Source organism: Leifsonia virtsii, assembly GCF_030433675.1.
Taxonomy (GTDB): Bacteria; Actinomycetota; Actinomycetes; order Actinomycetales; family Microbacteriaceae; genus Leifsonia; species Leifsonia virtsii.
The window spans coordinates 400,860-426,145 of sequence record NZ_JAROCB010000004.1 but is presented as its reverse complement, the minus strand read 5'-3'; the positions used below and the strand labels follow the sequence as shown (position 1 = coordinate 426,145).

Annotated in this window: 27 protein-coding genes; 20 read left to right on the top strand and 7 right to left on the bottom strand. The window is 72.5% G+C overall.

What is annotated here, in order from left to right; all coding sequences use genetic code 11:
- Position 1: 1 nt before the first annotated feature.
- From P5G59_RS16160 to P5G59_RS16150, 3 genes are read left to right on the top strand one after another with little or no spacing between them, the layout of a single operon-like run.
- On the top strand, positions 2–1,273 hold the full coding sequence (locus tag P5G59_RS16160) for a 6-phospho-beta-glucosidase (protein WP_301220032.1): 1,272 nt from the start codon (positions 2–4) through the stop codon (positions 1,271–1,273).
- Positions 1,270–2,277 carry an N-acetylglucosamine kinase gene (locus P5G59_RS16155; RefSeq protein WP_301220031.1) on the top strand — a complete coding sequence of 336 codons (1,008 nt, stop codon included), beginning with the start codon at positions 1,270–1,272 and terminating at the stop codon, positions 2,275–2,277. The genes P5G59_RS16160 and P5G59_RS16155 overlap by 4 nt, the downstream gene beginning before the upstream one ends.
- Positions 2,213–2,935, top strand: coding sequence for a protein-L-isoaspartate(D-aspartate) O-methyltransferase (locus tag P5G59_RS16150; protein ID WP_363324707.1), 723 nt, complete (start codon positions 2,213–2,215; stop codon positions 2,933–2,935). Before P5G59_RS16155 ends, P5G59_RS16150 begins: the two co-directional genes overlap by 65 nt.
- 66 nt (positions 2,936–3,001) lie before the next feature.
- Here the strand turns inward: P5G59_RS16150 and P5G59_RS16145 are convergent, their stop codons facing one another.
- A complete protein-coding gene (locus P5G59_RS16145) occupies positions 3,002–3,751 on the bottom strand; it encodes a gamma-glutamyl-gamma-aminobutyrate hydrolase family protein (RefSeq protein ID WP_301220030.1) in 750 nt (249 codons plus the stop codon).
- Positions 3,752–3,897: 146 nt separating this feature from the next.
- Between P5G59_RS16145 and P5G59_RS16140 the strand changes: the two genes are divergently transcribed.
- The 7 genes from P5G59_RS16140 to P5G59_RS16110 are packed head-to-tail and all read left to right on the top strand — an operon-like array spanning position 3,898 to position 11,096.
- Positions 3,898–5,931 carry a TPM domain-containing protein gene (locus P5G59_RS16140; RefSeq protein WP_301220029.1) on the top strand — a complete coding sequence of 678 codons (2,034 nt, stop codon included), beginning with the start codon at positions 3,898–3,900 and terminating at the stop codon, positions 5,929–5,931.
- A gap of 52 nt (positions 5,932–5,983) precedes the next feature.
- The gene (locus tag P5G59_RS16135) at positions 5,984–6,730 is read left to right on the top strand and encodes a PspA/IM30 family protein (protein ID WP_301220028.1); all 747 of its coding nucleotides are present in this window, start codon (positions 5,984–5,986) and stop codon (positions 6,728–6,730) included.
- Positions 6,727–7,605 carry an arginase family protein gene (locus P5G59_RS16130; protein ID WP_301220027.1) on the top strand — a complete coding sequence of 293 codons (879 nt, stop codon included), beginning with the start codon at positions 6,727–6,729 and terminating at the stop codon, positions 7,603–7,605. Before P5G59_RS16135 ends, P5G59_RS16130 begins: the two co-directional genes overlap by 4 nt.
- Before the next feature lie 10 nt (positions 7,606–7,615).
- The gene (locus P5G59_RS16125; RefSeq protein ID WP_301220026.1) at positions 7,616–8,401 is read left to right on the top strand and encodes a crotonase/enoyl-CoA hydratase family protein; all 786 of its coding nucleotides are present in this window, start codon (positions 7,616–7,618) and stop codon (positions 8,399–8,401) included.
- 54 nt (positions 8,402–8,455) lie between these two features.
- Complete coding sequence (locus P5G59_RS16120; RefSeq protein WP_301220025.1) at positions 8,456–9,907, top strand: dihydrolipoyl dehydrogenase family protein; 1,452 nt, start codon at positions 8,456–8,458, stop codon at positions 9,905–9,907.
- Positions 9,865–10,263 (top strand): Fe-S oxidoreductase, encoded by a 399-nt coding sequence (locus P5G59_RS16115; RefSeq protein WP_435871279.1) that lies wholly within the window; start codon positions 9,865–9,867, stop codon positions 10,261–10,263. Before P5G59_RS16120 ends, P5G59_RS16115 begins: the two co-directional genes overlap by 43 nt.
- Positions 10,260–11,096 carry an SDR family NAD(P)-dependent oxidoreductase gene (locus P5G59_RS16110; RefSeq protein ID WP_301220023.1) on the top strand — a complete coding sequence of 279 codons (837 nt, stop codon included), beginning with the start codon at positions 10,260–10,262 and terminating at the stop codon, positions 11,094–11,096. The genes P5G59_RS16115 and P5G59_RS16110 overlap by 4 nt, the downstream gene beginning before the upstream one ends.
- 71 nt (positions 11,097–11,167) lie before the next feature.
- Here the strand turns inward: P5G59_RS16110 and P5G59_RS16105 are convergent, their stop codons facing one another.
- Positions 11,168–11,608: an SIP domain-containing protein gene (locus P5G59_RS16105; RefSeq protein ID WP_301220022.1), complete on the bottom strand. Its 441-nt coding sequence runs from the start codon at positions 11,606–11,608 to the stop codon at positions 11,168–11,170.
- A gap of 109 nt (positions 11,609–11,717) precedes the next feature.
- Here P5G59_RS16105 and P5G59_RS16100 point away from each other — a divergent pair, with 109 nt between their 5' ends.
- Together P5G59_RS16100 and P5G59_RS16095 are read left to right on the top strand one after the other, a co-directional pair.
- Positions 11,718–12,788: an ATP-dependent DNA ligase gene (locus tag P5G59_RS16100; RefSeq protein ID WP_301220021.1), complete on the top strand. Its 1,071-nt coding sequence runs from the start codon at positions 11,718–11,720 to the stop codon at positions 12,786–12,788.
- 40 nt (positions 12,789–12,828) lie between these two features.
- Complete coding sequence (locus P5G59_RS16095; protein ID WP_301220020.1) at positions 12,829–13,464, top strand: UdgX family uracil-DNA binding protein; 636 nt, start codon at positions 12,829–12,831, stop codon at positions 13,462–13,464.
- 7 nt (positions 13,465–13,471) lie between these two features.
- Here the strand turns inward: P5G59_RS16095 and ligD are convergent, their stop codons facing one another.
- Positions 13,472–14,491: a non-homologous end-joining DNA ligase gene (gene ligD, locus P5G59_RS16090; protein ID WP_301220019.1), complete on the bottom strand. Its 1,020-nt coding sequence runs from the start codon at positions 14,489–14,491 to the stop codon at positions 13,472–13,474.
- A 154-nt stretch (positions 14,492–14,645) separates the two neighbouring features.
- Here ligD and P5G59_RS16085 point away from each other — a divergent pair, with 154 nt between their 5' ends.
- The 3 genes from P5G59_RS16085 to P5G59_RS16075 all read left to right on the top strand — a co-directional run bounded on the left by P5G59_RS16085 (position 14,646) and on the right by P5G59_RS16075 (position 17,447).
- Complete coding sequence (locus P5G59_RS16085; RefSeq protein WP_301220018.1) at positions 14,646–15,332, top strand: endonuclease/exonuclease/phosphatase family protein; 687 nt, start codon at positions 14,646–14,648, stop codon at positions 15,330–15,332.
- Positions 15,333–15,354: 22 nt separating this feature from the next.
- Positions 15,355–15,897 carry a cysteine hydrolase family protein gene (locus P5G59_RS16080; protein WP_301220017.1) on the top strand — a complete coding sequence of 181 codons (543 nt, stop codon included), beginning with the start codon at positions 15,355–15,357 and terminating at the stop codon, positions 15,895–15,897.
- 95 nt (positions 15,898–15,992) lie between these two features.
- Complete coding sequence (locus P5G59_RS16075) at positions 15,993–17,447, top strand: lipase maturation factor family protein (protein ID WP_301220016.1); 1,455 nt, start codon at positions 15,993–15,995, stop codon at positions 17,445–17,447.
- Here the strand turns inward: P5G59_RS16075 and P5G59_RS16070 are convergent.
- Complete coding sequence (locus P5G59_RS16070; RefSeq protein ID WP_301220015.1) at positions 17,441–18,067, bottom strand: hypothetical protein; 627 nt, start codon at positions 18,065–18,067, stop codon at positions 17,441–17,443. The genes P5G59_RS16075 and P5G59_RS16070 overlap by 7 nt on opposite strands.
- Positions 18,068–18,133: 66 nt before the next feature.
- A complete protein-coding gene (locus tag P5G59_RS16065; protein ID WP_301220014.1) occupies positions 18,134–18,514 on the bottom strand; it encodes a DUF7144 family membrane protein in 381 nt (126 codons plus the stop codon).
- Between the two features lie 61 nt (positions 18,515–18,575).
- Between P5G59_RS16065 and P5G59_RS16060 the strand changes: the two genes are divergently transcribed.
- On the top strand, positions 18,576–18,875 hold the full coding sequence (locus tag P5G59_RS16060; RefSeq protein WP_301220013.1) for a DUF1905 domain-containing protein: 300 nt from the start codon (positions 18,576–18,578) through the stop codon (positions 18,873–18,875).
- 3 nt (positions 18,876–18,878) lie between these two features.
- On the opposite strand, the gene P5G59_RS16055 is transcribed toward P5G59_RS16060, so the two are convergent.
- Positions 18,879–19,556: a DUF1345 domain-containing protein gene (locus tag P5G59_RS16055; protein ID WP_301220011.1), complete on the bottom strand. Its 678-nt coding sequence runs from the start codon at positions 19,554–19,556 to the stop codon at positions 18,879–18,881.
- Between the two features lie 53 nt (positions 19,557–19,609).
- On the opposite strand from P5G59_RS16055, the gene P5G59_RS16050 reads away from it, so the two are divergent.
- The 4 genes from P5G59_RS16050 to P5G59_RS16035 are packed head-to-tail and all read left to right on the top strand — an operon-like array spanning position 19,610 to position 22,575.
- On the top strand, positions 19,610–20,017 hold the full coding sequence (locus tag P5G59_RS16050) for a (deoxy)nucleoside triphosphate pyrophosphohydrolase (RefSeq protein ID WP_301220010.1): 408 nt from the start codon (positions 19,610–19,612) through the stop codon (positions 20,015–20,017).
- Positions 20,014–21,045 (top strand): zinc-dependent alcohol dehydrogenase family protein, encoded by a 1,032-nt coding sequence (locus P5G59_RS16045; RefSeq protein WP_301220009.1) that lies wholly within the window; start codon positions 20,014–20,016, stop codon positions 21,043–21,045. The genes P5G59_RS16050 and P5G59_RS16045 overlap by 4 nt, the downstream gene beginning before the upstream one ends.
- Positions 21,046–21,073: 28 nt before the next feature.
- Entirely contained in the window at positions 21,074–21,688 is a 615-nt protein-coding gene (locus P5G59_RS16040) for an HD domain-containing protein (protein WP_301220008.1), read from the top strand.
- Positions 21,685–22,575: a 3-methyladenine DNA glycosylase gene (locus P5G59_RS16035; protein WP_301220007.1), complete on the top strand. Its 891-nt coding sequence runs from the start codon at positions 21,685–21,687 to the stop codon at positions 22,573–22,575. Before P5G59_RS16040 ends, P5G59_RS16035 begins: the two co-directional genes overlap by 4 nt.
- Positions 22,576–22,599: 24 nt before the next feature.
- Here the strand turns inward: P5G59_RS16035 and P5G59_RS16030 are convergent, their stop codons facing one another.
- The gene (locus P5G59_RS16030) at positions 22,600–25,092 is read right to left on the bottom strand and encodes a transglycosylase domain-containing protein (RefSeq protein WP_301220006.1); all 2,493 of its coding nucleotides are present in this window, start codon (positions 25,090–25,092) and stop codon (positions 22,600–22,602) included.
- Between the last annotated feature and the right edge of the window lie 194 nt (positions 25,093–25,286).

The window sequence follows — 25,286 nt, the reverse complement described above, 5'->3', positions numbered from 1 at the left end:
CGTGAAACTGACGGTCGTCGGAGGCGGCTCCACCTACACCCCCGAGCTCATCGACGGGTTCGCGCGGCTGCGTGCCGTGCTGCCGATCGAGGAGCTGTGGCTGGTCGACCCGGACCCGGAACGGCTGCGGCTGGTCGGCGGGATGAGCGAGCGGATGTTCCGCGCCGCCGGGCATCCCGGCCGCATCGTCCCGACCTCCGACCTCGTCGCGGGGGTCGCGGACGCGGACGTCGTGCTGCTGCAGCTGCGCATCGGCGGACAGGCGGCCCGGCACGGCGACGAGACGTGGCCGCACGAGTGCGGCTGCATCGGCCAGGAGACGACAGGGCCCGGCGGCTTCGCGAAGGCGCTGCGCACGGTCCCCGTCGTGCTCCGGGTCGCCGAGGAGGTGCGCAGGCACGCGAAGCCCGACGCGTGGATCGTCGACTTCACCAACCCGGTCGGCATCGTCACCCGTGCGCTGCTGCAGGAGGGGCACCGCGCGGTCGGGCTGTGCAACGTCGCGATCGGCTTCCAGCGCCGGTTCGCGGGCCTGCTCGGCGTGGAGCCCGGCCAGGTGCGGCTCGGCCACGTCGGCCTCAACCACCTCACCTGGGAGCGCGCGGCCTTCGTGACCGACGCCTCCGGCACCCGCGACGCACTGCCCGAGCTGCTGCACGACCGCCTGGAGCAGCTGGCCGAGGAGATCGAGCTGCCCGCCTCGCTGATCCGGCTGCTGGGAGACGTGCCCAGCTACTACCTGCGCTACTACTACGCGCACGACGAGGTGCTGCGCGAGCAGCTCGACTCCCCCACGCGTGCGGAGGCGGTGCAGCGCGTGGAGCGCGAGCTGCTGGAGCTGTACGGCGACCCGGCGGTCGACACGAAGCCGGAGCAGCTCTCGCAGCGCGGCGGCGCCTTCTACTCGGAGGCGGCCGTCGACCTGATCGCGTCGCTCACCGGCGACCGCGGCGACGTGCAGGTGGTCAACCTGCGCAACGACGGAGCGCTGCCGTTCCTGCCGGACGACCACGTCATCGAGGTGCCGGCCACGGTCGACGCACGCGGCGTGACCGCCCTGCCGGTCGACCCGCTGCCCGCCGACCACGCCGGGCTGATCGCCCACGTCGCCGGCTACGAGCGGCTCGCGCTGGAGGCGGCGGTGCACGGCGGCCGCGACCGGGTGCTGCGCGCGATGCTCGCGCATCCCCTGGTCGGGCAGTACGACAAGGCCGAGAGGCTCACCGACCTGCTGATCGCGCACAACCGGGAGCACCTGGAGTGGGCGAAGTGACAAGCGCGGAGGAGCCGCTCGGCGCTCCCCTCGCGATCGCGGTCGACGGCGGCGGCTCGAAGACGGACGCCGTCGCCCTCGAGCTCGACGGGACCGTGGTGGCGGAGGCACGGGGAACCACCTCCAGCCCGCACCTCATCGGGATGCGCGAGTCGGCCGACCTGGTCTCCGCCCTGATCGGCCGGCTGCTGGAGCAGACCGGGCCGCGTCCGATCGCGGCGGTGAACCTCTACCTCTCCGGCCTCGACCTGCCGAGCGAGATCGACGCCTTCCGCGCCGCGATCGCCGGGACGCCGTGGGCCGGGGCGACGGTCGACAACGACCTCTTCGCCCTGCTCCGCGCCGGGACGGACGAGGCGGATGCGGTCGCCGTCGTCTGCGGCACCGGGATCAACGGCGTCGGCGTGCGCGCCGACGGCCGCACCATCCGGTACCCCTCGCTCGGCACGATCTCGGGCGACTGGGGCGGCGGCTGGCACCTCGGCGAGCGCGCCCTGTGGTTCGCGGCACGCGCGGCCGACGGGAGGGGGGCGCAGACCGCGCTGGAGCAGGCGGTCCCGGCGACCTTCGGCCTGGGCAGCGTGCAGGAGGTGATCGAGGCGCTGCACTTCGGGCGCCTCCCGAACCGCGACCTCGCCCGGCTCTCCCCGACCGTGTTCGCGTGCGCGCGGGAGGGCGACGTCATCGCCGGCTCGCTCGTCGACGAGCAGGCGGAGGAGATCGCCACGCTCGCCGTGACGACGCTGCGGCGGCTCGACCTGCTCGACCGGCCCGTGCCTGTCGTGCTCGGCGGCGGCGTCATCGGCGGGCGCGACGAGCGGCTGCTGGGGACGGTGGAGCGGCTGCTCGCCGAGCGGGCGCCCGCCGCGCGGATGGAGCTCGTGACGGCCCGTCCCATCCTGGGCGCCGCGATGCTCGCGCTGGAGTCCGCCGGCGCCGATCCGGCGGCGGTCGACAACGCCAGGAGCACTCTGGAGCAGCGACCCGCCGCGGTGGTTCAATAGGCGCACGGACCACGACCACAGCATCGAGCGCGCGCGGATGGTCGAGGAGCAGCTCGCCCACCGCGGGATCGAGGACCAGCGGGTCCTCGACGCGATGCGACGTGTGCCGCGGCACCTGTTCGTGGAGGAGTCGGCCGCGCCGTACGCGTACGAGGACCACCCGATGCCGATCGGCGACGGGCAGACGATCTCGCAGCCGTACATCGTGGCGCTCATGCTGCAGGCCGCCCGTATCGGTCCGGAGGACCGCGTGCTCGACGTCGGGACCGGATCGGGCTACGCGGCGGCCGTCGCCGCGCAGCTCGGCCACCGGGTCGTGAGTGTGGAGCGGCATCCCGATCTCGCTGTCGGTGCGGCGGCGACGCTGGAGGCGCTCGGCTACCGGGTCGAGGTGGTGACGGGCGACGGGACACTGGGCTGGCCGGCCGCGGCCCCCTACGATGCGATCGTGGCGGCGGCGACCGGTCCGTCGGTGCCGCGGGCGTGGGTGGAGCAGCTGGCGCCGGGCGGGCGCATCGTCATGCCGGTCGGCCGTCCGGGGCGGGCGCAGCACCTCGCGCTCTTCGAGCACGATCCCGACGGCTCCCTGCGGGAGACCAACCTCGGCTCCGTCGCGTTCGTCCCGCTGCTCGGCGCCCAGGGCTGGCCCGTCCCCTGACCGTCGAGTTGCACGTCGTGGTCGCTATTCGACCCGAATAGCCGCCACGACGTGCAACTCGGCGGGTCAGGCGAGGGCGAGGGCGGGGACGCGAGTGGCTTGCGGGGCGAGGGCGGTGAGGAGGGCGGAGACCTGGCCTGCGGGGGCCGCGACGTCCTCCGGGTGCCACTGCACGGCGAGCACCGGCGCCTCGGCGTGCTCGATCGCCTCGACGTGACCGTCGTGCGAGCGCGCGGTGACGACGAGCCCGGCGCCGAGCGCGTCGACCGCCTGGTGGTGGGCGCTGCGCACCGGCACCGGGCCGGACCCGAGCAGCTCGGCGACGCGGCTGCCGTCCTCCGGGAGCACCGTGTGGGTGGTGAGCACCTGCGGGATGGGCACCCCGCGGTTGACGTGGTCGCACTCCTGGCCGAGGTCCTGCACGAGGGTTCCGCCGAGGGCGACGTTGACGATCTGCAGGCCGCGGCAGATGCCGAGCAGCGGCAGGCGACGCTCCAGCGCGCGGTGGACGAGCGCGATCTGCGCCGCGTCGGCCTCGGGCAGGTGCCGCGACTCGTTCGCGTACCCGGTCTCTGCGCCGTAGAACGAGGGGTGGATGTCCTCCCCGCCCACGATGACCACGGCGTCGACGTCGGCGGTCGCCTCGAGGAGCCGGTCCGTCCCGGCGTCGGCGGCGAGGCGGCGGACGTTCCAGCCGTCCTCGTTCGCGGCGGCGATGACGTTGCCCACCAGCAGCTGGACGTAGTCGTGGTACGCGGGGTCGTGGCCGCGGAACCGCGTGGCCTCGACGACGGCCAGGGTGGGCTGCAGGGACATGCGCTCCTCCTCTCGACCGGACTCCCCCATCCCACCAGGCGCCGCCGCCGGCCGCATCCCGCCCTGTAACAGGCCGAAACAGTGACACTGTCACAGCACCCCAATAGACTCGGCTGGGTATCAGCCGGACCCGAGAGAGTGGGTGCATGCGCTTGCGACGTCTGCTGACCGGTGGCCTGGTGGCGCTGGGCCTCGTGGCGGGTGCCCTGTTCGCCGTGACCGCGCCCGCCGCCGCCCAGGACCCGGTCGATCTCGGCCCGAACCACGTCGTCGACGAGGCCGGGGTGCTCACCGCCGCGCAGGAGGCGGAGGTGACGGCGGCCGCCAAGAAGCTGTACGACCAGCACCGCATCGACCTGTACGTGGTCTACGTCGACCGGTTCACCGACCCGGTCGAGGCGTCGGACTGGGCCAACGAGACGGCCGCGCGCAACGGCCTCGGCCAGCGCGACTACCTGCTGGCTGTGTCGACGCAGGGCCGCACCTACTACCTCTCGGGCGACGACGACGGCCCGGTGAGCCCGGACCAGCTGGACAGCATCGAGCAGAACGACGTGGAGCCGAAGCTGCACGCCGGCGACTGGGCGGGCGCGGGCGTCGCGGCGGCCACGGGACTCGGGGACGCGGTCGGCGGCGGAGGCGGCGCCTGGTTCTTCTGGGTGCTCATCGGCGGCGTGATCGTCGCCGGGCTCGTGGTGTTCTTCGCCGTCCGCTCGCGCAGCAGCCGCAAGAAGCAGGCCGCGGCCGGGCCGACGACGCCTCAGAGCGAGCTGCAGAGCATCCCGCTGAAGGAGCTGGAGCGCCGCGCCGGGTCGGCCCTGGTGCAGACGGATGACGCCATCCGGACGAGCGAGGAGGAGCTCGGCTTCGCCACCGCGCAGTACGGCGCCGAGGCGGTGGTCCCGTTCCAGACCGCGCTCGACCAGGCGAAGGCGCAGCTGCGCGAGGCCTTCACCCTCAAGCAGCGGCTCGACGATGCGGAGCCCGACACCGACGAGCAGCGGCGGGAGTGGAACATCCACATCGTGCAGCTGTGCACGGCCGCGAACCAGGCGCTCGACGCCCAGGCCGACGCGTTCGACGAGCTGCGGGCGCTGGAGAAGCGCATCCCGGAGGCGAGCAGCGAGATCCAGACGCAGGCGGCGGCGCTGCGGCAGCGGCTGGCGACGACGCGGTCCACGCTCGACGGGTTGGCGCAGCGCTACACCGACGCCTCGCTCGCGACCGTTCACGACAACGTCGAGCAGGCGACCGACCGGCTCGACTTCACCGACACCGCCCTCGCCGGCGCGGCGCAGAAGGCCACGGCCGGCGACGCCGGGGCGGCGGCGATCGGGGTGCGCGCGGCCGAGGAGTCGGCCGACCAGGCCGGTCTCCTGCTCGACGCGGTCGACCGGCTCGCCTCCGGCCTCGGGGCCGCGCAGCAGTCCGTCGACACGACCCTGGCCGAGCTCCGCAGCGACCTGGCCGAAGCGAAGGCTCTCGCCGGCGCGGGCGACCCCGGCGGCAGCATCGCCGCGGCCGTCGCCGGTACGGAGCAGACGGTGCAGGACGTGGAGGCCAAGCTCGCCGCCGGTCGCGTCAACCCGCTGGAGATCGCGCAGCGCCTGGATGCGGCCAACCGGTCCATCGACGGCGTGCTGCAGGGGGTGCGCGACGCCCGGGCGCAGGCCCAGCGCGCCCAGTCGATGCTGCAGCAGACCCTGCTCGCCGCGAAGGCACGCGTCTCCGCCTGCGAGGACTTCATCACCGCGCGCCGCGGCGCGGTCGGCCCCGAGGCGCGGACACGGCTCGCGGAGGCCGGGCGGCTCGTCGTCCAGGCCGAACAGACCGCCGCGGCCGACCCGGTCTCCGCTCTCGCGCAGGCGCAGCGCGCCGCGCAGCTCGCCGACGAGGCGACGCAGCTCGCCCAGCAGGACGTCGGCGGCTTCCAGCCGCAGCAGGGCGGCCTCGGCGACATCTTCGGCGGCGGCACCTCGGGTCGCGGCGGCGGGAGCGGCGCGATGGGGGCCATCCTCGGCGGCATCCTGATCGACTCCGTGCTGCGCGGCGGCATGGGCGGAGGCGGCGGCTGGGGCGGCGGCGGAAACTGGGGCGGCGGCGGTGGAGGCGGCGGCTTCAGCGCGGGCAGCTTCGGCGGAGGCGGGACCCGCAGTCGCCGCGGCGGCGGACGGTTCTGACCCTCACACGACCACAAGCGCCCATCGGGGGCGGGAGCGAAAGGAAGAGCACATGGCGAAGCAGTCCATCTTCGGACGGATCTCGCAGCTGTTGCGGGCGAACATCAACGCCCTGATCGACCAGGCGGAGGATCCGGAGAAGATGCTGGACCAGATGGTCCGCGACTTCACGAACAGCATCGCGGACGCCGAGAGCGCCATCGCGGAGACGATCGGCAACCTGCGCCTGCTGGAGGACGACCACCGCGAAGACGTGGAGGCCGCCGCCGAGTGGGGCGACAAGGCGCTGGCCGCGAGCCGCCAGGCCGACCAGTACCGCGCGGCCGGCAACACCGCCGACGCCGACAAGTTCGACAACCTGGCGAAGGTCGCGCTGCAGCGGCAGATCTCGTCGGAGAACGAGGCGAAGGCCGCGGAGCCGCAGATCGCCGCGCAGACCGAGGTGGTCGAGAAGCTCAAGGCGGGCCTCAACGGCATGAAGGAGCGGCTGGAGCAGCTCAAGACCAAGCGCGCCGAGCTGATCGCACGTGCAAAGGCCGCCCAGGCGCAGTCCCAGGTGATCGACGCGGTGAAGAGCGTCGACATCATGGACCCGACCAGCGAGGTGTCCCGGTTCGAGGAGAAGATCCGCCGCGAGGAGGCCCGCGTCCGCGGCCAGCAGGAGCTCGCGGCCTCCAGCCTTGACGCCCAGTTCGAGCAGCTCGACGACCTCGGCGAGATGACCGAGGTGGAGGCGCGGCTCGCGGCCCTCAAGTCCGGCGGGGGCCAGGCGGCGGTGACGTCGGGCGCCGAGGGGTGAGCGGCGCCTCCTTCCTCGTCGTCCCGCAGTGGCAGGGCTCGGGGTCGTCGCGCGCGATGCGGCTCATCGACGGAGCCGAAGCCATCCACGGCGACCTCCCCGCCGCTCGCACGCACCGGGTGCCGGTGCCGACGGCCGCGGGCGAGTCGCTCGGGACGGGCGTGAACCGGTTCTCCTCCCTCGCCGCGGTGCGGGAGGCCGCCGAGGCCGAGCTGGCGCTGCTCGAGGCCCCGGTCGTCACGATCGGGGGCGACTGCGGCGTGGAGCTGGCGAGCGTCCAGCATGCGCTCGCCGCGCATCCCGAGGAGTCGGTCGCACTGGTCTGGTTCGACGCGCACGCCGACCTGAACAGTGCGGAGTCGTCGCCATCCGGAGCGTTCACGGGGATGGTGGTCCGGGCGCTGCTCGGCGACGCCCCCGACGGGCTCGCCGCGACCGGCCCTGCGCGTCTCGACCCCCGGCGTCTGGTGCTGGCCGGAACGCGGGAGCTCGACGACGGCGAAGCGGAGTTCATCGCGGCGACGGGCGTGCGGGTGGTCGGCGTCGACGAGCTCGACGACCCGGGGCGGATCGTCGAGGCCGTGGCCGCGACAGGCGCCACCGCCGTCTACGTGCACATCGACCTGGACGTGCTCGACCCGTCGACGATCGACGGCGTCGGCTCGCCCGTCCCATTCGGTGTGATGCCCGAGCGTCTCACGGACGCGATCCGCGCGCTGCGCGCCCGCTTCGACTTCGCCGGCGCCGGAGTCACCGAGTTCGCGCCGGAGTCTCCGGATGCGGCGGGACGCGACCTCGCCGTGATCCTGCGCATCCTGGGAGCGCTGACCGGGCCGGTTCCCGGCGCTCCCGCGACGGCCTCCGGAGGGCAGTAGCGTGGGGAGCATGAGCGAGCCCAAGATCCTCACCGAGCGGCGCGGGCACGTGCTGCTCATCGGCCTGAACCGTCCGGAGAAGCGCAACGCCGCCGACTTCGAGCTGCTCAGCGCACTGGCCGACGCCTACGGCGAGCTGGAGCGCGACCCCGAGCTGCGCGTCGGACTCGTGCACGCGGTCGGCGAGCACTTCACCGCCGGCCTCGACCTCGCCGACCTCGGTCCGCGCATCGGTCGCGACGGCCTCTCCTTCGTCGGGGAGGACGCCATCGACCCGTGGCAGGTCTCCGGCCGGCAGCTGACGAAGCCGGTGGTGATCGCCGTGCAGGGCACCTGCCTCACCCTCGGCATCGAGCTGATCCTCGCCTCCGACATCGCCGTCGCCGCGCGGGGCACGCGGTTCGGCCAGATCGAGGTGACGCGCGGCATCCTCCCCTTCGGCGGTGCGACGCTGCGCTTCCCGCGGGCGGTGGGATGGGGCAACGCGATGCGCTACATCCTCACCGGGGACTCGTTCGACGCCGCCGAGGCGCATCGCATGGGCCTGGTGCAGGAGGTCGTCGACGACGGGGCGCAGTTCGACCGCGCGCTGGAGCTCGCCGAGCGGATCGCCGCGCAGGCGCCGCTCGCCGTGCAGGCCGCGCTCGCCAACGCCAAGCGGGCGGTGCGCGACGGCGACGCCGCCGCAGAAGCGGAGCTGCAGCCGGCGCTCGTCCGGCTGGTGGGCACCGAGGACGCACGGATCGGGATGGAGGCGTTCCTCACCCGCACCGAGGCGCGCTTCGTGGGCCGCTGAGCCATCCGATCCACGAGCGGGCACGAATCCGAAGCAGAGGACGAGGGAGAAGGCATGAGCGAGACCAGGGACTACGACGTCATCGTCATCGGCGCGGGCGCGGTCGGTGAGAACGTCGCCGACCGCGCCGTCCAGGGCGGCATGAAGACGGCGATCGTCGAGGCCGAGCTGGTGGGAGGCGAGTGCTCCTACTGGGCGTGCATGCCCTCCAAGACCCTGCTCAGGAGCGGCGCGCTGCTCCGGGCCGCACAGCGGGTCGGCGGCACGCGCCAGGCCGTGACCGGCCCGCTCGACGTCGCCGCCGTGCTCAAGCGCCGCGACGACATGACGAGCAACTGGAACGACGACGGCCAGGTCGAGTGGCTGAACGGCGCGGGCATCGACCTGGTGCGCGGCTGGGGCGTCATCACCGCGCCGCGCGAGGTGACGGTGACCGCGGAGGACGGCACGGTCACCGTCCTGCGCGCGAAGCATGCGGTGGCGGTGGCGACCGGGTCTGCGGCCCTGATGCCCGACATCCCGGGCCTGCGGGAGAGCGAGCCGTGGTCGAGCCGCGAGGCGACGAGCGTGCAGCGCGTGCCGGTGTCGCTGGCGATCCTCGGCGGAGGCGTCGTCGCGACCGAGATGGCGACCGCATACGCGGGGTTCGGCACCGAGGTGCACCTGATCGCCCGCAGCGGGCTGCTCGGCGGCCAGGAGCCGTTCGCCGGCGAGAAAGTGACGGAGTCGCTGAAGAAGCTGGGCGCGACCCTCCACCTCGACGTGCAGCCGGAGCGGGTGGAGCGGACCGACGAGGACGGCTTCCGCATCCACCTCGACGACGGCACCGTGGTGGAGGCCGACGAGTTCCTCGTCGCGACCGGCCGGCTCCCCCGCACCTCCGGCCTCGGCCTGGACGCCTTCGGGCTGGAGGACGGCGCCTGGCTGGACGTCGACGACAGCATGCGGGTGCTCGGCGCGGACGGCGAACCGGTCGACGGTGGCTGGCTGTACGGGGTCGGCGACGTCAACCACCGTGCGCTGCTCACCCACCAGGGCAAGTACCAGGCTCGGGCCGCCGGCGACGCCATCGCGGCGCGCGCGCACGGCCGCGACGTCTCGCTCGCGCCGTGGGGCGCCTTCGTCGCGACCGCGGACCACCAGGCGGTGCCGCAGGTGACCTTCACCGACCCGGAGGTGGCGTCGGTCGGACTGACCGCCGAGCGCGCGCAGAAGGCCGGGTACCGCATCCGGGTCGTCGACTACGAGATCGGCAGCGTCTCCGGCGCACACGTGGTCGCCGACGGCTACGAGGGCACGGCCCGCATGGTCGTCGACGAGGACAGGAAGGTGGTGCTCGGCGTCACCTTCGTCGGGCAGGACGTCGGCGAGCTGCTGCACTCCGCCACCGTCGCCGTCGTCGGCGAGGTGCCGCTCGAGCGCCTGTGGCACGCGGTCCCGTCGTACCCGACCGTCAGCGAGGTCTGGCTGCGGCTGCTGGAGACGTACGGGCGGCCCGAGGAGTGATCCGCCGTCTCCTGCTCGACTCGCCGTTGAGCCGCCTGGGATACCTCTATGCGACCGCCGTCGGGCTCACCTGGGGCTTCCTCTGGAGCACCGGACGCGTCGAGCGCCGGGCCGGGCTGGTCGTGTTCCGAGGCATGCCGAAGGCCACGTTCGGCCGCGGCGGATCGTGCGTCGGCGGCGTCTACCTCACCGACCACAACGTGACGGACGACGTGCTCGAGCACGAGGCCGTGCACAAGCGGCAGTGGCAGCGCTACGGGATGCTATTCCCGCTGCTCTACTTCGTGGCGGGACGCGACCCGCTGCGCAACCGGTTCGAGATCGAGGCGGGCCTCGAGAAGGGCGGATATCGATGACCAGGACCGTCATCGTCACGGGCGCGAGCTCCGGCATCGGCGCGGTCGCCGCGGAGCAGCTGGCCGCAGGAGGCGACGAGGTGGCGGTCGTCGGCCGCAACCCCGAGCGCACCAGGTCGATCGCCGAGCGGATCGGCGCGACGCCGTTCCTGGCCGACTTCGAGCGGCTGGACGACGTGCGCGCGCTCGCGGAGGCCCTGCTCGACCGGTACGACACGATCGACGTGCTCGCCAACAACGCGGGCGGGCTCTACCACGAGCACGCGCTGACGGTCGACGGGCACGAGCGCACCATCCAGTCCAACCACCTCGCGCCGTTCCTGCTCACCGCGCTGCTGCGTCCACGGCTGATCGAGTCGGCGGCGTCGGGGCGCGACGTGCGGGTGGTCTCCACCGCGAGCCTCGCGAACCGGTTCGGCGATCTACGGGTGGACGACCTCGACTGGGAGAAGCGGCCGTGGCGCGGCGGCTGGCGCGCCTACGGCACGGCCAAGCTCGCCACCATCCTGTTCGCCGTGGAGCTGGCCGAGCAGCTGACCGGGACGGGCGTGAGCGCGTACTCGTTCCATCCCGGGACCATCCCCACCAACTTCGGCAACCAGTCGCCGCTCGTGCGGTTCGGGCACCTGGTGACGCGGAGCACCTTCGGCATCCCGGTCGCCGAGGGCGCCGCTCCGCTGGTCCGGCTGGCCGGGCCCGCCGCGGTCGGCGCGCCGAGCGGCACCTACTTCGACCGGTTGCGCGCGAACGGCCGCACCCACCCGCAGGCGCGCAACGCGCAGCTCGGCCGCGACCTGTGGGCGGCCTCCGAAAGCCTGGTCGTCCCCGTCTAGCGCCGATCCGTGGGGCGCAACACGCCGTTATGCGACGGCGGTTGCGGCGTGTTGCGTCCCATAGATGCGCGTCAGCGCAGGACGGTGAGGGCGTCGGCGGGCATGCCGACCTCGTCGGCGAGGTGCTCACGGATGTCGGCGACGAGGCTGAAGCCGCCCGCGACGATCGCCTGCGTCGCTCCTGGGCCCTCGCACAGCATCTCGGCGCACCAGCCGCGGACCGCGCGGGAGGCGGCCGCGCCCGGCGCGCACGCCTCGCCGGTGCCCGGGCGGCCGCTGCGGCGGGAGCGCGGCAGCCAGGTGACCGTCATACGCATCGGAGCCGCCAGCGGCACGATCTGGGACGCATCCGCGACCTCCACGAAGACCCGGCCGCGGGCGCACAGCGGCAGCAGCGCGAGCTCCGCCTCCAGCGCGCCGAGCGACGTCTCGTCGCCGACGACGAGGTACTGGACGCGGTCGTCCAGGTGCGCGGTCGAGGCGGTGTGGGTGGCGTGGTCGGGACGGTGCATCGCCATCGAGTATAGGCATGCCTAACCTCACTTCGAATGGATCCGCGGGTTATCCACAGCCGGCTCGGCCGCCCTTCCGGGCGTCGGCGGTTCGCGGGATGATCGGAGCATGGCGCTCACCACCTCCTCCCCCGTCGCACCGATGCTCGCGAAGGCGGTCCCGGCCGTCCCGGAGCCCGACAGCGTGGAGGGCGGGCTGAGCTACGAGCCGAAGTGGGACGGCTTCCGTGCCATCGTCTACGCCGAGCCCGACGGCGAGGGCGGCATCGGCGCCGTCGAGATCGGCAGCCGCGGCTCCAAGATGCTCACCCGGTACTTCCCGGAGCTGGTGGAGGCCTTCCGGCGCCTCCTCCCCGGCCCGTGCGTGCTCGACGGCGAGATCGTGGTCCCGACCGGGGAGCCGGGCACGCAGCGGCTCGACTGGGAGGCGCTCTCGCAGCGCATCCATCCCGCCGCGAGCCGCGTGAAGCTGCTGTCGGAGGAGACGCCGGCGACGTTCGTGGCGTTCGACCTGCTCGCTCTCGGCGACGAGTCGTACCTCGACCGTCCGTTCGCCGAGCGCCGGGCGGCCCTGGAGGAGTTCGCCGGCGACCTGCCCGACCCCATCCAGCTGACCCGCACCACCACCGACGTCGACCTCGCCCGCCGCTGGCTGGTCGAGTTCGAGGGGGCCGGGCTCGACGGCGTCGTCGCGAAGCCGCTGGCCGGCGGCTACGCGCCGAACAAGCGCACGATGCTCAAGATCAAGCACCATCGCACCGCCGACGTCGTGGCGCTCGGCTACCGCATCCACAAGAGCGGTCGGGGCGTGGGGTCGCTGCTGGTCGGTCTCTACGACGACAGCGGCCGGCTGCTCAACGTCGGCGGCGTGTCGGCGTTCAGCGACGCCAAGCGGCTCTCCCTGATCGACGAGCTGGAGCCGCTGGTCGAGCGCGACGAGAGCGGAGAGGCCGTCACCGGCGCGACCGACCGCAGCCGGTTCTCCGGCAGCAAGGACGTCTCCTTCGTCCGGCTGCGCCCCGAGCGCGTGCTCGAGGTGCGCTACGACCAGATGGAGGGCATGCGCTTCCGTCACACCGCCCAGTTCGAGCGCTGGCGGCCCGACCGCGAGGCCCGCTCCTGCACCTTCGACCAGCTCGACCGGCCGATCGCCTACGATCTGGGCGACGTGCTGAGCTGACGCCGTTGCGCCCGGCCGCACGCGGTGGTTGCGTGGCGGCATGGCGGACGAGGAACGGCCGGGCGCCGAGGACTTCCTGCCCGAGCGGCGCGACCTGGAGAGCCTGCGCGCCGCGGCGCCAGGGTGCCGCGGCTGCGAGCTCTACCGCGACGCGACGCAGGTCGTCTTCTCAGAGGGCGCCCCGCGCGCGTCGATCGTGCTCGTGGGCGAGCAGCCCGGCGACCGGGAGGACGAGGAGGGCGCGCCGTTCGTCGGACCGGCGGGCCGCATCCTCGACAAGGCGCTCGCCGATGCCGGGATCGACCGTGATGCGATCTACCTGACCAACGCCGTCAAGCACTTTCGTTTCCACCGCCAGGGCAAGCGGCGCATCCACGAGAAGCCCGCCGTCGGCAACATCGTCGCCTGCCACCCCTGGCTGGAGGCCGAGCTCGCGGCCGTCGACCCCGCCGTCGTCGTCTGCCTCGGCGCGACCGCCGCCCGGAGCGTCCTCGGCCGGCCCGTTCGCATCCAGGCGGAGAGGGGCCGGATCCAGGAGTCCGCCGACGGCCGGGCGGTCCTCGTCACGACGCACCCGTCCGCCCTGCTGCGGCAACGCGACGACCCGGGCTGGGACGCCGCCTACGACGCCTTCGTCACCGACCTCGCCACCGCCGCGAAGAGCGCGAACGGCTGACCGCTTCCTACGCCTTCTTCGCCCGGCTCGGCTGCACGCGCGGCGGCTCGCCCGGCATCTTCGGGTAGTCCGGCGGGAACGGCAGCTCGCCGAGGCCGTCGTTCACATCCCGCTCCCACCAGCCCAGCAGCTCGTCGATGGTGCCGGGGTCGGCGCCGAAGTCCTCCCACGGGTCGCCGACCGTACGCAGCCGTTCGGGCATCGTCAGGACGGTGAAGTCGCGCGGCTCGACGTGCTCCAGCTCGTCCCAGGTGATCGGCGCGGAGACCGACGCGTGCGGGAGCGCGCGCGGGCTGTACGCGCCCGCCATCGTGCGGTCGCGGTTCGCCTGGTTGTAGTCGACGAATATGCGCTCGCCGCGCTCCTCCTTCCACCACGCCGTCGTGACGCTGTCGGGCATCCGGCGCTCCAGCTCCCGCGCCGCTGCGATGACCGCGTGCCGCACGTCGAGGAACTCGCGCTGCGGCACGATCGGCGCGAAGACGTGGAGGCCGCGGTTGCCGGAGGTCTTGATGAACGCCGTCAGCCCCGCCTCGCGCAGCACCGCCCGCAGCTCGATCGCGGCCGCGACGGCGTCGGAGAAGCCGGTGCCCGGCTGCGGGTCGAGGTCGATACGCAGCTGGTCGGGGTTGTCCGGGTCTTCGGCGCGAGACGGCCACGGGTGGAACACGACGGTGTTCATCTGCGCCGCCCACACGGCGGCGGCCGGCTCGTCGACCACGAGCTGCGGGTGCGAGCGCCCGCTCGGGTAGGTGACCGCGACCGAACGCACGTAGTCGGGAGTGCCTCGCGGCGGGTTCTTGGAGAAGAACTGCTCGCCGTCGATCCCCTCCGGGAACCGCTGCAGCGACACCGGGCGGTCGCCGTTGGCGCGCACGAACGCGTCGCCCACCTCCACCAGATAGGTGGCGAGGTCGAGCTTGGTGATGCCCGCCTCCGGGAAGATGACGCGCCCGGGGCTCGAGATGCGCACCTCCCGATCGCCGTTCGGACCGGGGACGGTGAGTACGACCGCATCGCCTGCCATGCGACCACCGTACCCGTGGAACCGCCGGTGACGGCGATGTGAATTCCTTGTGGGATGACGCCCGTCCGCTTGAGCCGCGGCCGGAGTGGGCCAGAATGGCAGGGCGGGCGCGCATCCGTGCCGCTCGCGACCGAGGTCCTTCGAGATGAGGTGCATGACCCTGAGGATCGTCAGCTACAACCTTCGGAAGCACGCCGCCAGCGGCGAGCTTCTCGGCATCGCCGAGGCGTACGACATCGACGTCCTGTGCCTCCAGGAGGTGGACAGCGACGCCCTCCCGGAGCGCCTCCACGACCTGGTGCTCGCCGACACCACGCGCGCCAACCGGCTCGGCCTCGCCGTCTACGTGCGCGACGAGCGCTACGAGATCCTGCACTCGCAGGTCTTCGCCGTGCAGAAGTCGCTGCACGACCGGGTGCTCGCCCCGGCGAACGAGCGGCTGCTCGCCGTGCACCTCCGCGACCGGGACAGCGGGGAGGACATCCTCGTCGGCTCCTTCCACGCCGCACCGCTGACCGCCCTCAACTCGCTTCGCCGCAAGCAGATCGCCGCCGCGCACGACGGGATGCGCTCGCTCTCCCCCGACACCCCCGCCGTGATGGTCGGCGACTTCAACTACCCGTGGTTCATCCGTGGCCTCGAGCGCCACCTGACCACGTCCGGCTACACGCTCAAGCGCACCACCGAGCCGACCTACCTGCGGTACAAGTTCTTCTCCGGCTACTTCGACTTCGTGACCTCCACCGGGTTCGAGATCGAGCGCGTGGATGTGCTGCCCGCCGGTGCGTCCGACCACCGGCCGATCCGGCTCGACGCGGAGCCCCTCGCCGACGCGGCCTGACCCGGCCTGGCAGGATGGACGCGTGACCGACACCGTGCCCTCCGCCCTGCTCGTGATCGACCTGCAGAAGGGCGTGCTGCCCGGCTGCGCAGACGCCGACGGCGTGCTCGCACGCACGATCGCGCTCGTGGACGGCGCCCGCGCCGCCGGCACGCCGGTGGTCTGGGTGCAGCACGAGGCGGACGGGATGGAGGAGGGCACCGACCTCTGGCAGCTCGCCGACGGCCTCGTTCCGGCCGAGGGCGAGCCGCGCATCCTGAAGCACTACCGCGACGCCTTCGCCGACACCGACCTGGACGAGGTGCTGGAGCGCCTCGACGTCGGCCGGCTGGTCGTCGCGGGCGCCCAGAGCGACTACTGCATCCGGACGACGGCGCAGAGCGCGGCCGTGCGCGGCTTCGACGTGACGCTCGTGTCGGACGCGCACACCACGACGGACACCGAGTGGGACGGCGTCGAGATCGGCGGAGAGCAGATCGTCGCGCACACGAACCGTTACTTCGCCGGACTGCGCTACCCGGGCCAGCTGTTCGGGGCCGAGCCCGCGGCGTCCGTCGCCCTCTGAGCCCGCGCGGGTCCATCGACTCTGGCTGATCCCGCGCGCCGGGCGTACGGTGAACGCGTCCCGACGGCGAGGTGGTGCCGAGGGGAGGTGCCGTGATGGAGTTCCCTGCCTGGCTGACCGGGTGGCTTGCGGGCGACGACTACACGATCGCCCGCGAGATCCTGGAGAGGGGTGTCGCGGCGCTGTTCCTGATCGCGTTCGTGCAGGCCGCGAACCAGTTCCCGGCGCTGCTCGGCGAGCACGGTCTGCTGCCCGCGCCGCGGTTCCTGCGGCATCCGTACGCCCGGAAGCAGCCGACGCTGTTCCGGCTGAGGTACACCGACGGGCTGCTCCGGGTGGTGGCGTGGACGGGCGTGGTGCTCTCCGCGCTGATCGTCGTCGGCGTCGTGCAGCTCGCGCCGAGCTACGTGTTCGTGCCGGTGTTCCTGATCGTGTGGTTCCTCTACCTGTCGATCGTGAACGTCGGGCAGACCTTCTACGGCTTCGGCTGGGAGAGCCTGCTGTGCGAGGCCGGCTTCGTGGTGGCGTTCCTCGGAGCGTGGGACACGGCTCCCCCGATCACGATCGTCTTCTTCGTGCGCTGGCTCGTGTTCCGGCTGGAGTTCGGCGCCGGGATGATCAAGATGCGCGGCGACCGCTCGTGGCGCGACCTGACCGCGCTGTTCTACCACCACGAGACGCAGCCGATGCCGAACCCGCTCAGCCGCACGGCGCACCTGCTGCCGAAGTGGTGGCACCGCGTGGAGGTGCTCGGCAACCACTTCGCGCAGCTGGTCGTGCCCTGGTTCCTGTTCTTCCCGCAGCCGATCGCGAGCGTCGCAGCGGCGATCATGATTCTCACCCAGCTCTGGCTGGTGCTCACCGGCAACTTCGCGTGGCTGAACTGGATCACGATCGTCCTCGCCTTCGCCGGAATCTCCGACGGCGTCTGGTCGTGGCTGCTCGGGGGCGCCGCGGTCGGCGGTATCGGCGCATCCGGCGTCCCGCTCTGGTACGCCGTGATCGCGCTGGCCGCGACCGTCTTCCTGGTCGTGCTGAGCTGGCCGCCGCTGAGGAACCTGTTCGCCCGGCGGCAGCTGATGAACGCCAGCTTCAACCGCTGGCACCTGGTGAACGCCTACGGCGCCTTCGGCAGCGTCACCAAGGAACGCTACGAGGTGGTCGTCGAGGGCACCGCCGATGACCCGCACGACCCGGACGCGCAGTGGCGGGAGTACGCCTTCAAAGGCAAGCCGGGAGATCCGCGTCGCGTCCCCCGGCAGTACGCGCCGTACCACCTGCGGCTGGACTGGCTGATGTGGTTCCTCGCGCTCGGCTCGCGCGACTCGCCCTGGTTCGAAGTGTTCCTGCTGCGGCTGCTGGAGGCGGACGCCCCCACCCTGCGTCTGCTGCGGCGGGACCCCTTCGACGGGGAGCGGCCGCGTGCGGTGCGGGCGCGGATGTTCCTCTACCGCTTCAGCACGCACGAGGAGAAACGACGGACCGGGGACGTCTGGGTGCGCTCGGAGGTCGGCGACCTGGTCCCGCCGGTGAGCCTCCGCGGTCAGTAGCCGGTGCGCTGCTCCTCGAGGCGCGCGAGGTCGCGCCAGATGAGCAGCTTCAGCCGCGCCGGCTTCTCCCGCTCGTAGTCGGCCTTGAGCGCCTCCGCGCCGGAGAACGCGTCGAGGCCGGCCTCGATGGCGCGGCGCACCTCGTCCCACGCGTCGTTCCTGCCGCGTTCGACGAGGGCCTCCAGCTCTTCGGGCGAGTCCGCCTTCGCGCGCAGCGCCGCCGCGAGGGCGACCGCCGCATCCCGACGCAGCCGCAGGTTGTCGACGTCGACCTTGCGGTAGTCGTGCGGGTGCATGGCGTCGCCGCCGAGCTTCTCTGCCGCCTCCAGCTCCTCCTCGATGCGGCCGGCGGCCACGCCCTGCTCGCTGGCCAGCTCGCGCAGCATCGCCGCGGCCTCCATCGAGTGCATCACCGGGTCGTAGGAGTTGCCGTACTGGATGGTGTCGACCACGATGTGGTTCTTCACCGACATGCGGGTGGCGTATTCCGCGAGAAGCATGCCCTCCTCGACGGACTGCTCCAGCGTCGGCGCGACGGGTTCGGGCAGGGCTGTCTCATCGAAGGGACGCGTGCGCGTCGTCTTCTCAGCACGCGTGCGGAACCACCTCGGCCAGCGCATGGAACTCCTCGAACGAAGGCGCCGGAACCGGCGCCCCCTCTATTCTGTCCGATCGGAGCCCGCGGTTCAGCGACCTGTGAAGAACGCGTTCGCTCGGCGTGTGAACAGCAGCGCGACGATGAGGATCGACCACAGGATCTGGATGACGCCGGTGACGACCTGCGATGTGAACAGCAGCAGCACGCCGTTCAGGATGTCGATGACCATGACGACCGCGACGAGCGCGCGCGACACCGTGCTCCCGCGCAGGAGCCCCCGCGCGACGACCACCGTGACGATCCCGAGCAGGATGGAGACGATCGCCGACGTGGTGATCGCCGCGGAGTTGCCGCCTCCGGCGACCTGGTCGCGGGCGATCAGCAGAATGACGCCGCCGATGACGTCGAGGGCGCCGTTGAGGTAGGTGAGGACGGCCACGAACGTGACCGATCCGGGGCGTGTGGCCATTCGTACTCCTCGCGGCTGTGCGGCCGCGCCGGTGTCGGCCGCTTCCGGTAGTTTGGCGGACATGGCCGGTTACCGCTACGAATTCGAGGCGGAGCTCTTCCGCTGGGCGTCGCGACGCGAGCTGTGGGTGTTCGCCCGGCTGCCGCTGGAGGTGTCGGAGGAGATCCGGCTGCAGCCGCACCCGCCCGCCGGCTTCGACTCGGTGAAGGTGCAGGTGACGCTGGGCGCCTCGCGCTGGTCGACCTCCATCTTCCCGGAGTCCGACGGCACCTACGTCGTGCCGATCAAGAGCGCCGTGCGGCGCGCGGAGGGCGTCGAGCTCGGGGACCGCGTCCGGATCGGCGTGGAGACGCTGCTCTAGCCGCTACTTCGCGCCCGACATGATCGTGTTCAGCGCGAGCACGATGATGAGGCCGTTGAAGAAGTAGCTCAGCACCGAGTGCCAGACGATCGTCCAGCGCATCCTGGTGCTGAGCACCTCCACGTCGGAGGCCGCGAACGTGGTGCCGAGCGTGTAGGCGAAGTACACGAAGTCGATGAACCGGGGATGCTCGGTGCCGGGGAAGCGCAGCATCGGCTCGTCCGCCGACCAGTAGCGCTGGTAGTAGATCTGCGCGAACCCCCAGTGGAAGAAGCCCCACGCCAGCAGCATCGCCCAGACCCCCACGATGTCCATCAGGGAGCCGACATCGGCGTCGTTGTGCGGGCCGAGCACCTCGAACGCGGCGGTGAAGCCGACCAGGCTGGCCAGGATCGTCGCCGTCATCGACACCAGACGGGCGACGCGCCCGGTCTCCCAGCGCGCGGGACGGCGGCCGTCGGTCACGCGCTGCTGTGCGATGCGGCCCAGGATGATGAGCACGGCGAGCTCGTAGAGCGTCCCGATCGCGCACCACAGGGTGAGGAGCAGCAGGGTCGAGGTGTCGTCCTCCACGAACACGACGACCCACACGCCGACGACCACCATCGCCAGTTGCACGATCAGGCTCGCGACGAATCCCGTGACCACCCACGGGCGGCGTACCGGCGGCGTCTGCGACATATCTGGATGCTAGCGGTGCGGAAGCGACCCCGGCGGGAGGGCAGGATGGAGTGGTGCAGCCGATTCTCGTCGTCGCCGCCGTCCTCCGCGACGGCGGCAGGGTGCTGGTCTGCCGCCGCGCGCCCGGGAGGGACGCCGCCGGCCAGTGGGAGTTCCCGGGCGGCAAGGTCGAGCCCGGCGAGGTGCCGGCCGCCGCGCTCGCGCGCGAGGTGCGCGAGGAGCTCGGGGTGGGCATCCACGTCGGCGCGCTGCTCGACCGCAGTGTGACGGTGCGCGCGGACGGCCGCGCTATCGACCTCGCCTGCTACGACTGCACTCTGGACGGCCCGGCTCCCGCGTCCAGCACCGACCACGATGCCCTGCGCTGGCTGCCGCCCGCGGAGCTGGGCGGGTTGGACTGGGCCGAGGCCGACCGGCCGGCGGTGCGGCTGCTGACCGGGACGATCGAGGAGGACGAATGAAGGCCCTGTACTACGAGCGGTTCGGCGGCCCGGTGACCGTCGCCGACCTCCCCGACCCGGAGGCGCCGGAGGGCGGCGCCGTGGTGCGCGTGGAGGCCTCCGGCCTCTGCCGCAGCGACTGGCACGCCTGGGTGGGTCACGACGACACGGTGCGACTGCCGCACGTGCCGGGCCACGAGTTCGCCGGTGTGGTCGCCGCGGTCGGCAACGGGGTCGCCCGCTGGCGGGTGGGCGACCGGGTCACGGCGCCGTTCGTGAACGGCTGCGGCCGGTGCGAGTGGTGCCTCGCGGGCGCGGCGCAGGTGTGCCCGCAGCAGACCCAGCCGGGGTTCACCCACTGGGGCTCGCACGCCGAGCTGGTGACCGTGCGCGCCGCCGACACCAACCTGGTCCGCATCCCCGACGGCCTGGATGCGGCGGCCGCCGCGAGCCTCGGCTGCCGGTTCGCGACGGCGTACCGGGCGGTGACGGCGCGGGCGCGCATCCAGCCCGGCGAGTGGCTGGCCGTCTACGGCGCGGGCGGCGTCGGACTCAGCGCCGTGATGATCGCCACCGCGCTCGGCGCCCGGGTCGTCGCGGTCGACCGCTCCCCCGGCGCCCTCGACCTCGCGGCGCGGCTCGGCGCCGAGCAGACGGTGCTCGCCGGCGAGGACGCGCCGGAGGCGGTCGTCGCGGCGACCGGCGGCGGCGCGCACGCGACGGTCGACGCCGTGGGCTCGGCCGACACCGCGCGGGCGGGCGTGCTCTCCCTGCGCCGTCAAGGCCGGCACGTGCAGGTGGGCCTGCTCGCCACGGCCGTCCCCGACCTCCCCCTCGACCGCGTGATCGGGTGGGAGCTCGAGGTGCTCGGCAGCCACGGCATGGCCGCGGCCGACTACCCGGCCATGCTGCAGCTGGTCGCCTCCGGCCGGCTGCGCCCGCAGGACCTCGTGGGCGGAGCCGTCGGGTTCGCCGAGGCGGCCCGGCTGCTGGAGACCGCGGAAAGCGCGCCGCCGACCGGCATCGCGGTGCTGCATCCCGGATCCTGACTCCCTCCACGCCTGGGAGGATGGACGCATGCGCATCGCCGACTTCGATCGTCCCGACACCGCCGCGGCCCGCGCGGCCCTGCAGATCGCGACCGCCTACCACTCGCCGTCGCTGCTGAACCACGTGCAGCGGTCGTGGCTGTGGGCCGAAGGCTTCGCCGTGCAGCGCGGGCTCGCCGGGCGCGCCGACCACGAGCTGCTGTACGTCTCCGCGCTGCTGCACGACCTCGGCATCGTGCCCGAGTTCGACAACGCGACCCTCGCCTACGAGGACGCCGCCGGGCACGTCGCGGTCGCGCTGACGGCCGGCGCCGGCTGGGAGCCCGCGCGGCGCACCCGCGCGCACGAGGTGATCGTGCGGCACAACTGGCCGGAGGTCGATCCCGGGATGGACGCCGAAGGCCACCTTCTCGAGATCGCCACCGGCCTCGACATCTCCGGCGCCCGGGCCGATGAGCTGCCGCTGGAGTTCCAGCGCGAGGTGCTGACGCAGTACCCGCGGCTGGAGCTCGCGGCCGAGTTCGGCGCGTGCGTCGCCGACCAGGCGGAGCGCAAGCCGGGCACGTCCGCCCGGCGGCTGGTCGACGGCGGTGTGCAGCGCAAGCTCCGCGACAACCCGCTGGAACGTATCCTCGAAGGATGACCACCCCGGCCGCTGAGCGCGTCACGCTGCCCGAGTCCGTGTGGCGCGCCCGCGAGCGCGCCCACGCGGAGCGGGCCGACGCGCTCACGGCCGACCACCGCGAGCGGGCGTCGCGCGGCGAGAAGCACCCGGTGTGGGACTTCCTGTTCACCTACTACTCGTACGCGCCCGCGCAGCTGCGGAGGTGGCATCCGGGGCCCGGCGTGGAGCTCGCCGGCGCTGCGGGCGACCCGCGGGCGGCCTGGCGCTGGTACGTCCCCGGCGAGGCAGCCGGATCGCTGACGGTGGATCGCGCGGCCCTGGAGCAGGAGAAGGCGCCGCTGCTGCGCGGCGTCGAGCGCATCCTGCGGGCGACGGCCGCCCGGCCGGGACGGTTCGGCTGCTTCGGCCTGCACGAGTGGGCGATGGTGTACCGGCAGGACGAGCACCGGCATCCCGTGCCCCTGCGGCTCGGCCAGGCGGCGACGGATGCGGTGGTCGAGTCGCACGAGCTGCGCTGCACCCACATCGACGCGTTCCGTTTCTTCACGCCCGACGCCGTGCCGCTGAACCAGTACACGCCGACCCGCGAGACCCAGCCGCAGCTGGAGCAGCCCGGCTGCCTCCACGCGGGGATGGACGTCTACAAGTGGGCGATGAAGCTCGGCCCGCTCGTGCCGGGCGAGCTGCTGCTGGATGCGTTCGAGCTGGCGCGCGACATCCGGCTGCTCGACATGCAGGCGTCGCCGTACGACATGCGGCCGTGGGGCGCGGAGCCTGTCGCGATCGAGACCCCGGCGGGCAAGGCGGAGTACGTGCGGCGGCAGCGCGGGTTCGCCGAGCGGTCCACCGCCCTTCGGGAGCGCATCCTGGAGGCGTGGCTCGGCGCGGAGACCGCCGCGGCCTGACATGACCCGGACGGACCGGACGGGTCAGCCGTTGCCCTTGCCGCCGCCTCCACCACCGCCGTTCCCGTTCCCGGTACTCGGCGTGGGCGAGGGGGTGGTCCCGCCGCCGGGCGTCGGGCCGGGCGTCGAGCCGCCCGAGGCCTTCGACCCGTTGCTGAGCGTGAGGGTCACCGAGTCGCCGTTGCTCACCGACGCGCCCGCCTGGGGGTCGCTGCTCGCGACGGTCCCGGCCGGCTGGTCGCTGTCCACCGGGGTCGAGTCGATCGTGACGTCGAGGCCCAGGCCCTCCAGCAGCTTCTGCGCGACATCCGGGGCCTTGCCCGTGACATCCGGCATCGTGACCTGGTCGCCGTAGAGCACCGCATCGGTCGGCTTGGCGAAGTCGTCGCCGCCGTAGAGCGCGTCGATCGCCTTCAGGATCGGCTTCGCGATCGAGAACTTCACGTTGCCGCCGCCGACGCCGTTGAAGCTCAGCGAGCGCAGCGGGGTGCTTCCGGACACGTTGCCCACCCAGGTCGCCGTCGCCACCTTGGTGGTGGACGTGATCAGCCAGTTCTGCAGCGAGTCGTCCGTCGTCCCGGTCTTCGCCAGGATCGGCGTTCCGTCGTACGGGTTCGCGCTCGCGGCCGTCCCGCCGCCCTTGATGACGCCCTGCAGGGCGTAGGCGACGCCCGCGGCGATCTCCGGCTTCATCCCCTGCGTGCAGGTGGTCTTGCTCACGGCGTGGTCGGTGCCGTCCGGGTTCACCACGCGGTCGATGGCGATCGGCGTGCACACCGTGCCGTTGTTGGCGATGCCGGCGTACGCGGTCGCCATGGTGAGCGGCGAGATGTAGTTCGTGCCGAGGATCAGCGAGGGGGTCTCCACCCACTTCTCGCTCGGGGAGGCCAGGTGCACGCCGAGCCCCTTCGCCGCGTTCAGGATGGAGCACAGGTCGACCTTCGTGCCCATTTCGGCGAACGCCGTGTTGACGGACTGCGCCGTCGCCGACATGACGGAGAGCCGGCTGGCGGACCCCTCGTCGTTGGTGACCTGCCAGTTGGGGCCGTCGATGTTCGCGCAGCTGTTGGTGAAGTCGGAGGTGGGGAAGTTGTGCTGCGACGCGTTCACCGTCTCGTACAGGCTGTGCCCGGCCTCCAGCCACGCGGCCAGGTCGAACGCCTTGAACGTGGAGCCGGTCTGGAAGCCCTGCGACCCGCCGTAGTCCTCGTCGGTGTTGTAGTTCACCGCCGTCGTGCCGTCCGCCGGGGTGTCGGTGTTGTTGAACGCGCGGTTCTCCACCATCGTGACGATGCGTCCGGTGCCGAGCTCCAGGGAGACGTTCGAGGCGCCGAGGTCGATGCCGGGCCGCGACCCCGGGATGTACTTGCTCAGCGACGCCTGCGCGACCTGCTGCAGGTCGAGGTTCAGGGTGGTGTAGATCTTCAGGCCGCCGCGGTTGAGGGTCTGCCAGCGCTCGTCTCCGGTCTTGCCGTACGCCGGGTCGTTCAGGATGACGTCGCGCACGTAGTCGCAGAAGAACGCCGCGTTGTACTGCTGCGCGGCGACGCACCCCTGCGTGGTCGGGGTGATGGTCGGCGCGATCGGGGTCGCCTTCGCCGCGTCCCGCTGCTGCTTCGTGATGGTGTGCGTGATGTACATGCGGTCGAGCACATAGTCGCGGCGCTGCTTGGTGAGCTTGTAGCCGTTCGCGGCGCCGTTGTCCTTGTTGTCCGGCTGGTCGATGCGGAGGTTCGCCGGGTTGTTCAGGATGGCTGCGAGCGTGGCCGCCTGCGCCAGGTCGAGCTTGGCGGCGGTGGTGTTGAAGTAGTACTGCGACGCGGCCTGCACGCCGTACACCTGGCCGCCGAAGCCGACGACGTTGAGGTAGCCGGTGAGGATCTGCTTCTTGCTGTACGTCTTCTCGACCTGCACGGCATAGCGCATCTCCTGCACCTTGCGCTGCAGGGTGACGCCGGCCGCGTCCGTGTAGCAGGCCTCCACCTTCTTCTGGCTGGTCAGGGCCTCGCACTTCTCGACCTCGACGTTCTTCACGTACTGCTGCGTGATGGATGAGCCGCCCTGCACGTCGCCGCCGGCGACTGTCGACACCGCGCCGCGGAGGGTGCCCCAGATGTCGACGGCGCCCTCGGAGTAGAACCGCGGGTCCTCGGCGGACACCGTCGCGTCCTTGACCGTCTGCGCGATCTGGTCCCAGCCGACGTCCTGCCGGTTCTGCGCGTAGAAGGTGGCGATCGGCACATCCTGACCGCCCTGCTTCGCGTACACGGTCGAGTTCTGCGCGAACTGCTGGATGTGCAGGTCGGCCGGAAGGGCGTTGAAGTCGTTGGCGCCGGCCGCGGCCGTGGCGCCCGCGCCGAGGAAACCGGGCAGCACGAGCAGCGAGCTCAGCACCGCCGCGACGAGGGCGAGCCCCAGGAACTGCGCGATCTGGCCTCCGCGGGTGCGGGCGGGCCGGAACTCGAAACGCTTGAGGGGCTCCAGCCGCTCGTCGAGGGCGGCCAGGCGCGAGGGCATGCGGGATCGATCAGGAACGGGCACGCCCTTTAGGCAACCAGCCGAGCCTGGACGAGTCCAGGGGGTTGCATGTGCATCGGTGTGGAGGTGTTCAGGATGCGTACATCGGCGTTCCGGCATCCAGTTGCCACGACACGCCGCCGCCCGACACTGCGGCGCGGCGTGTTGCGTCATCCAGACGGACGAAGGCGCCG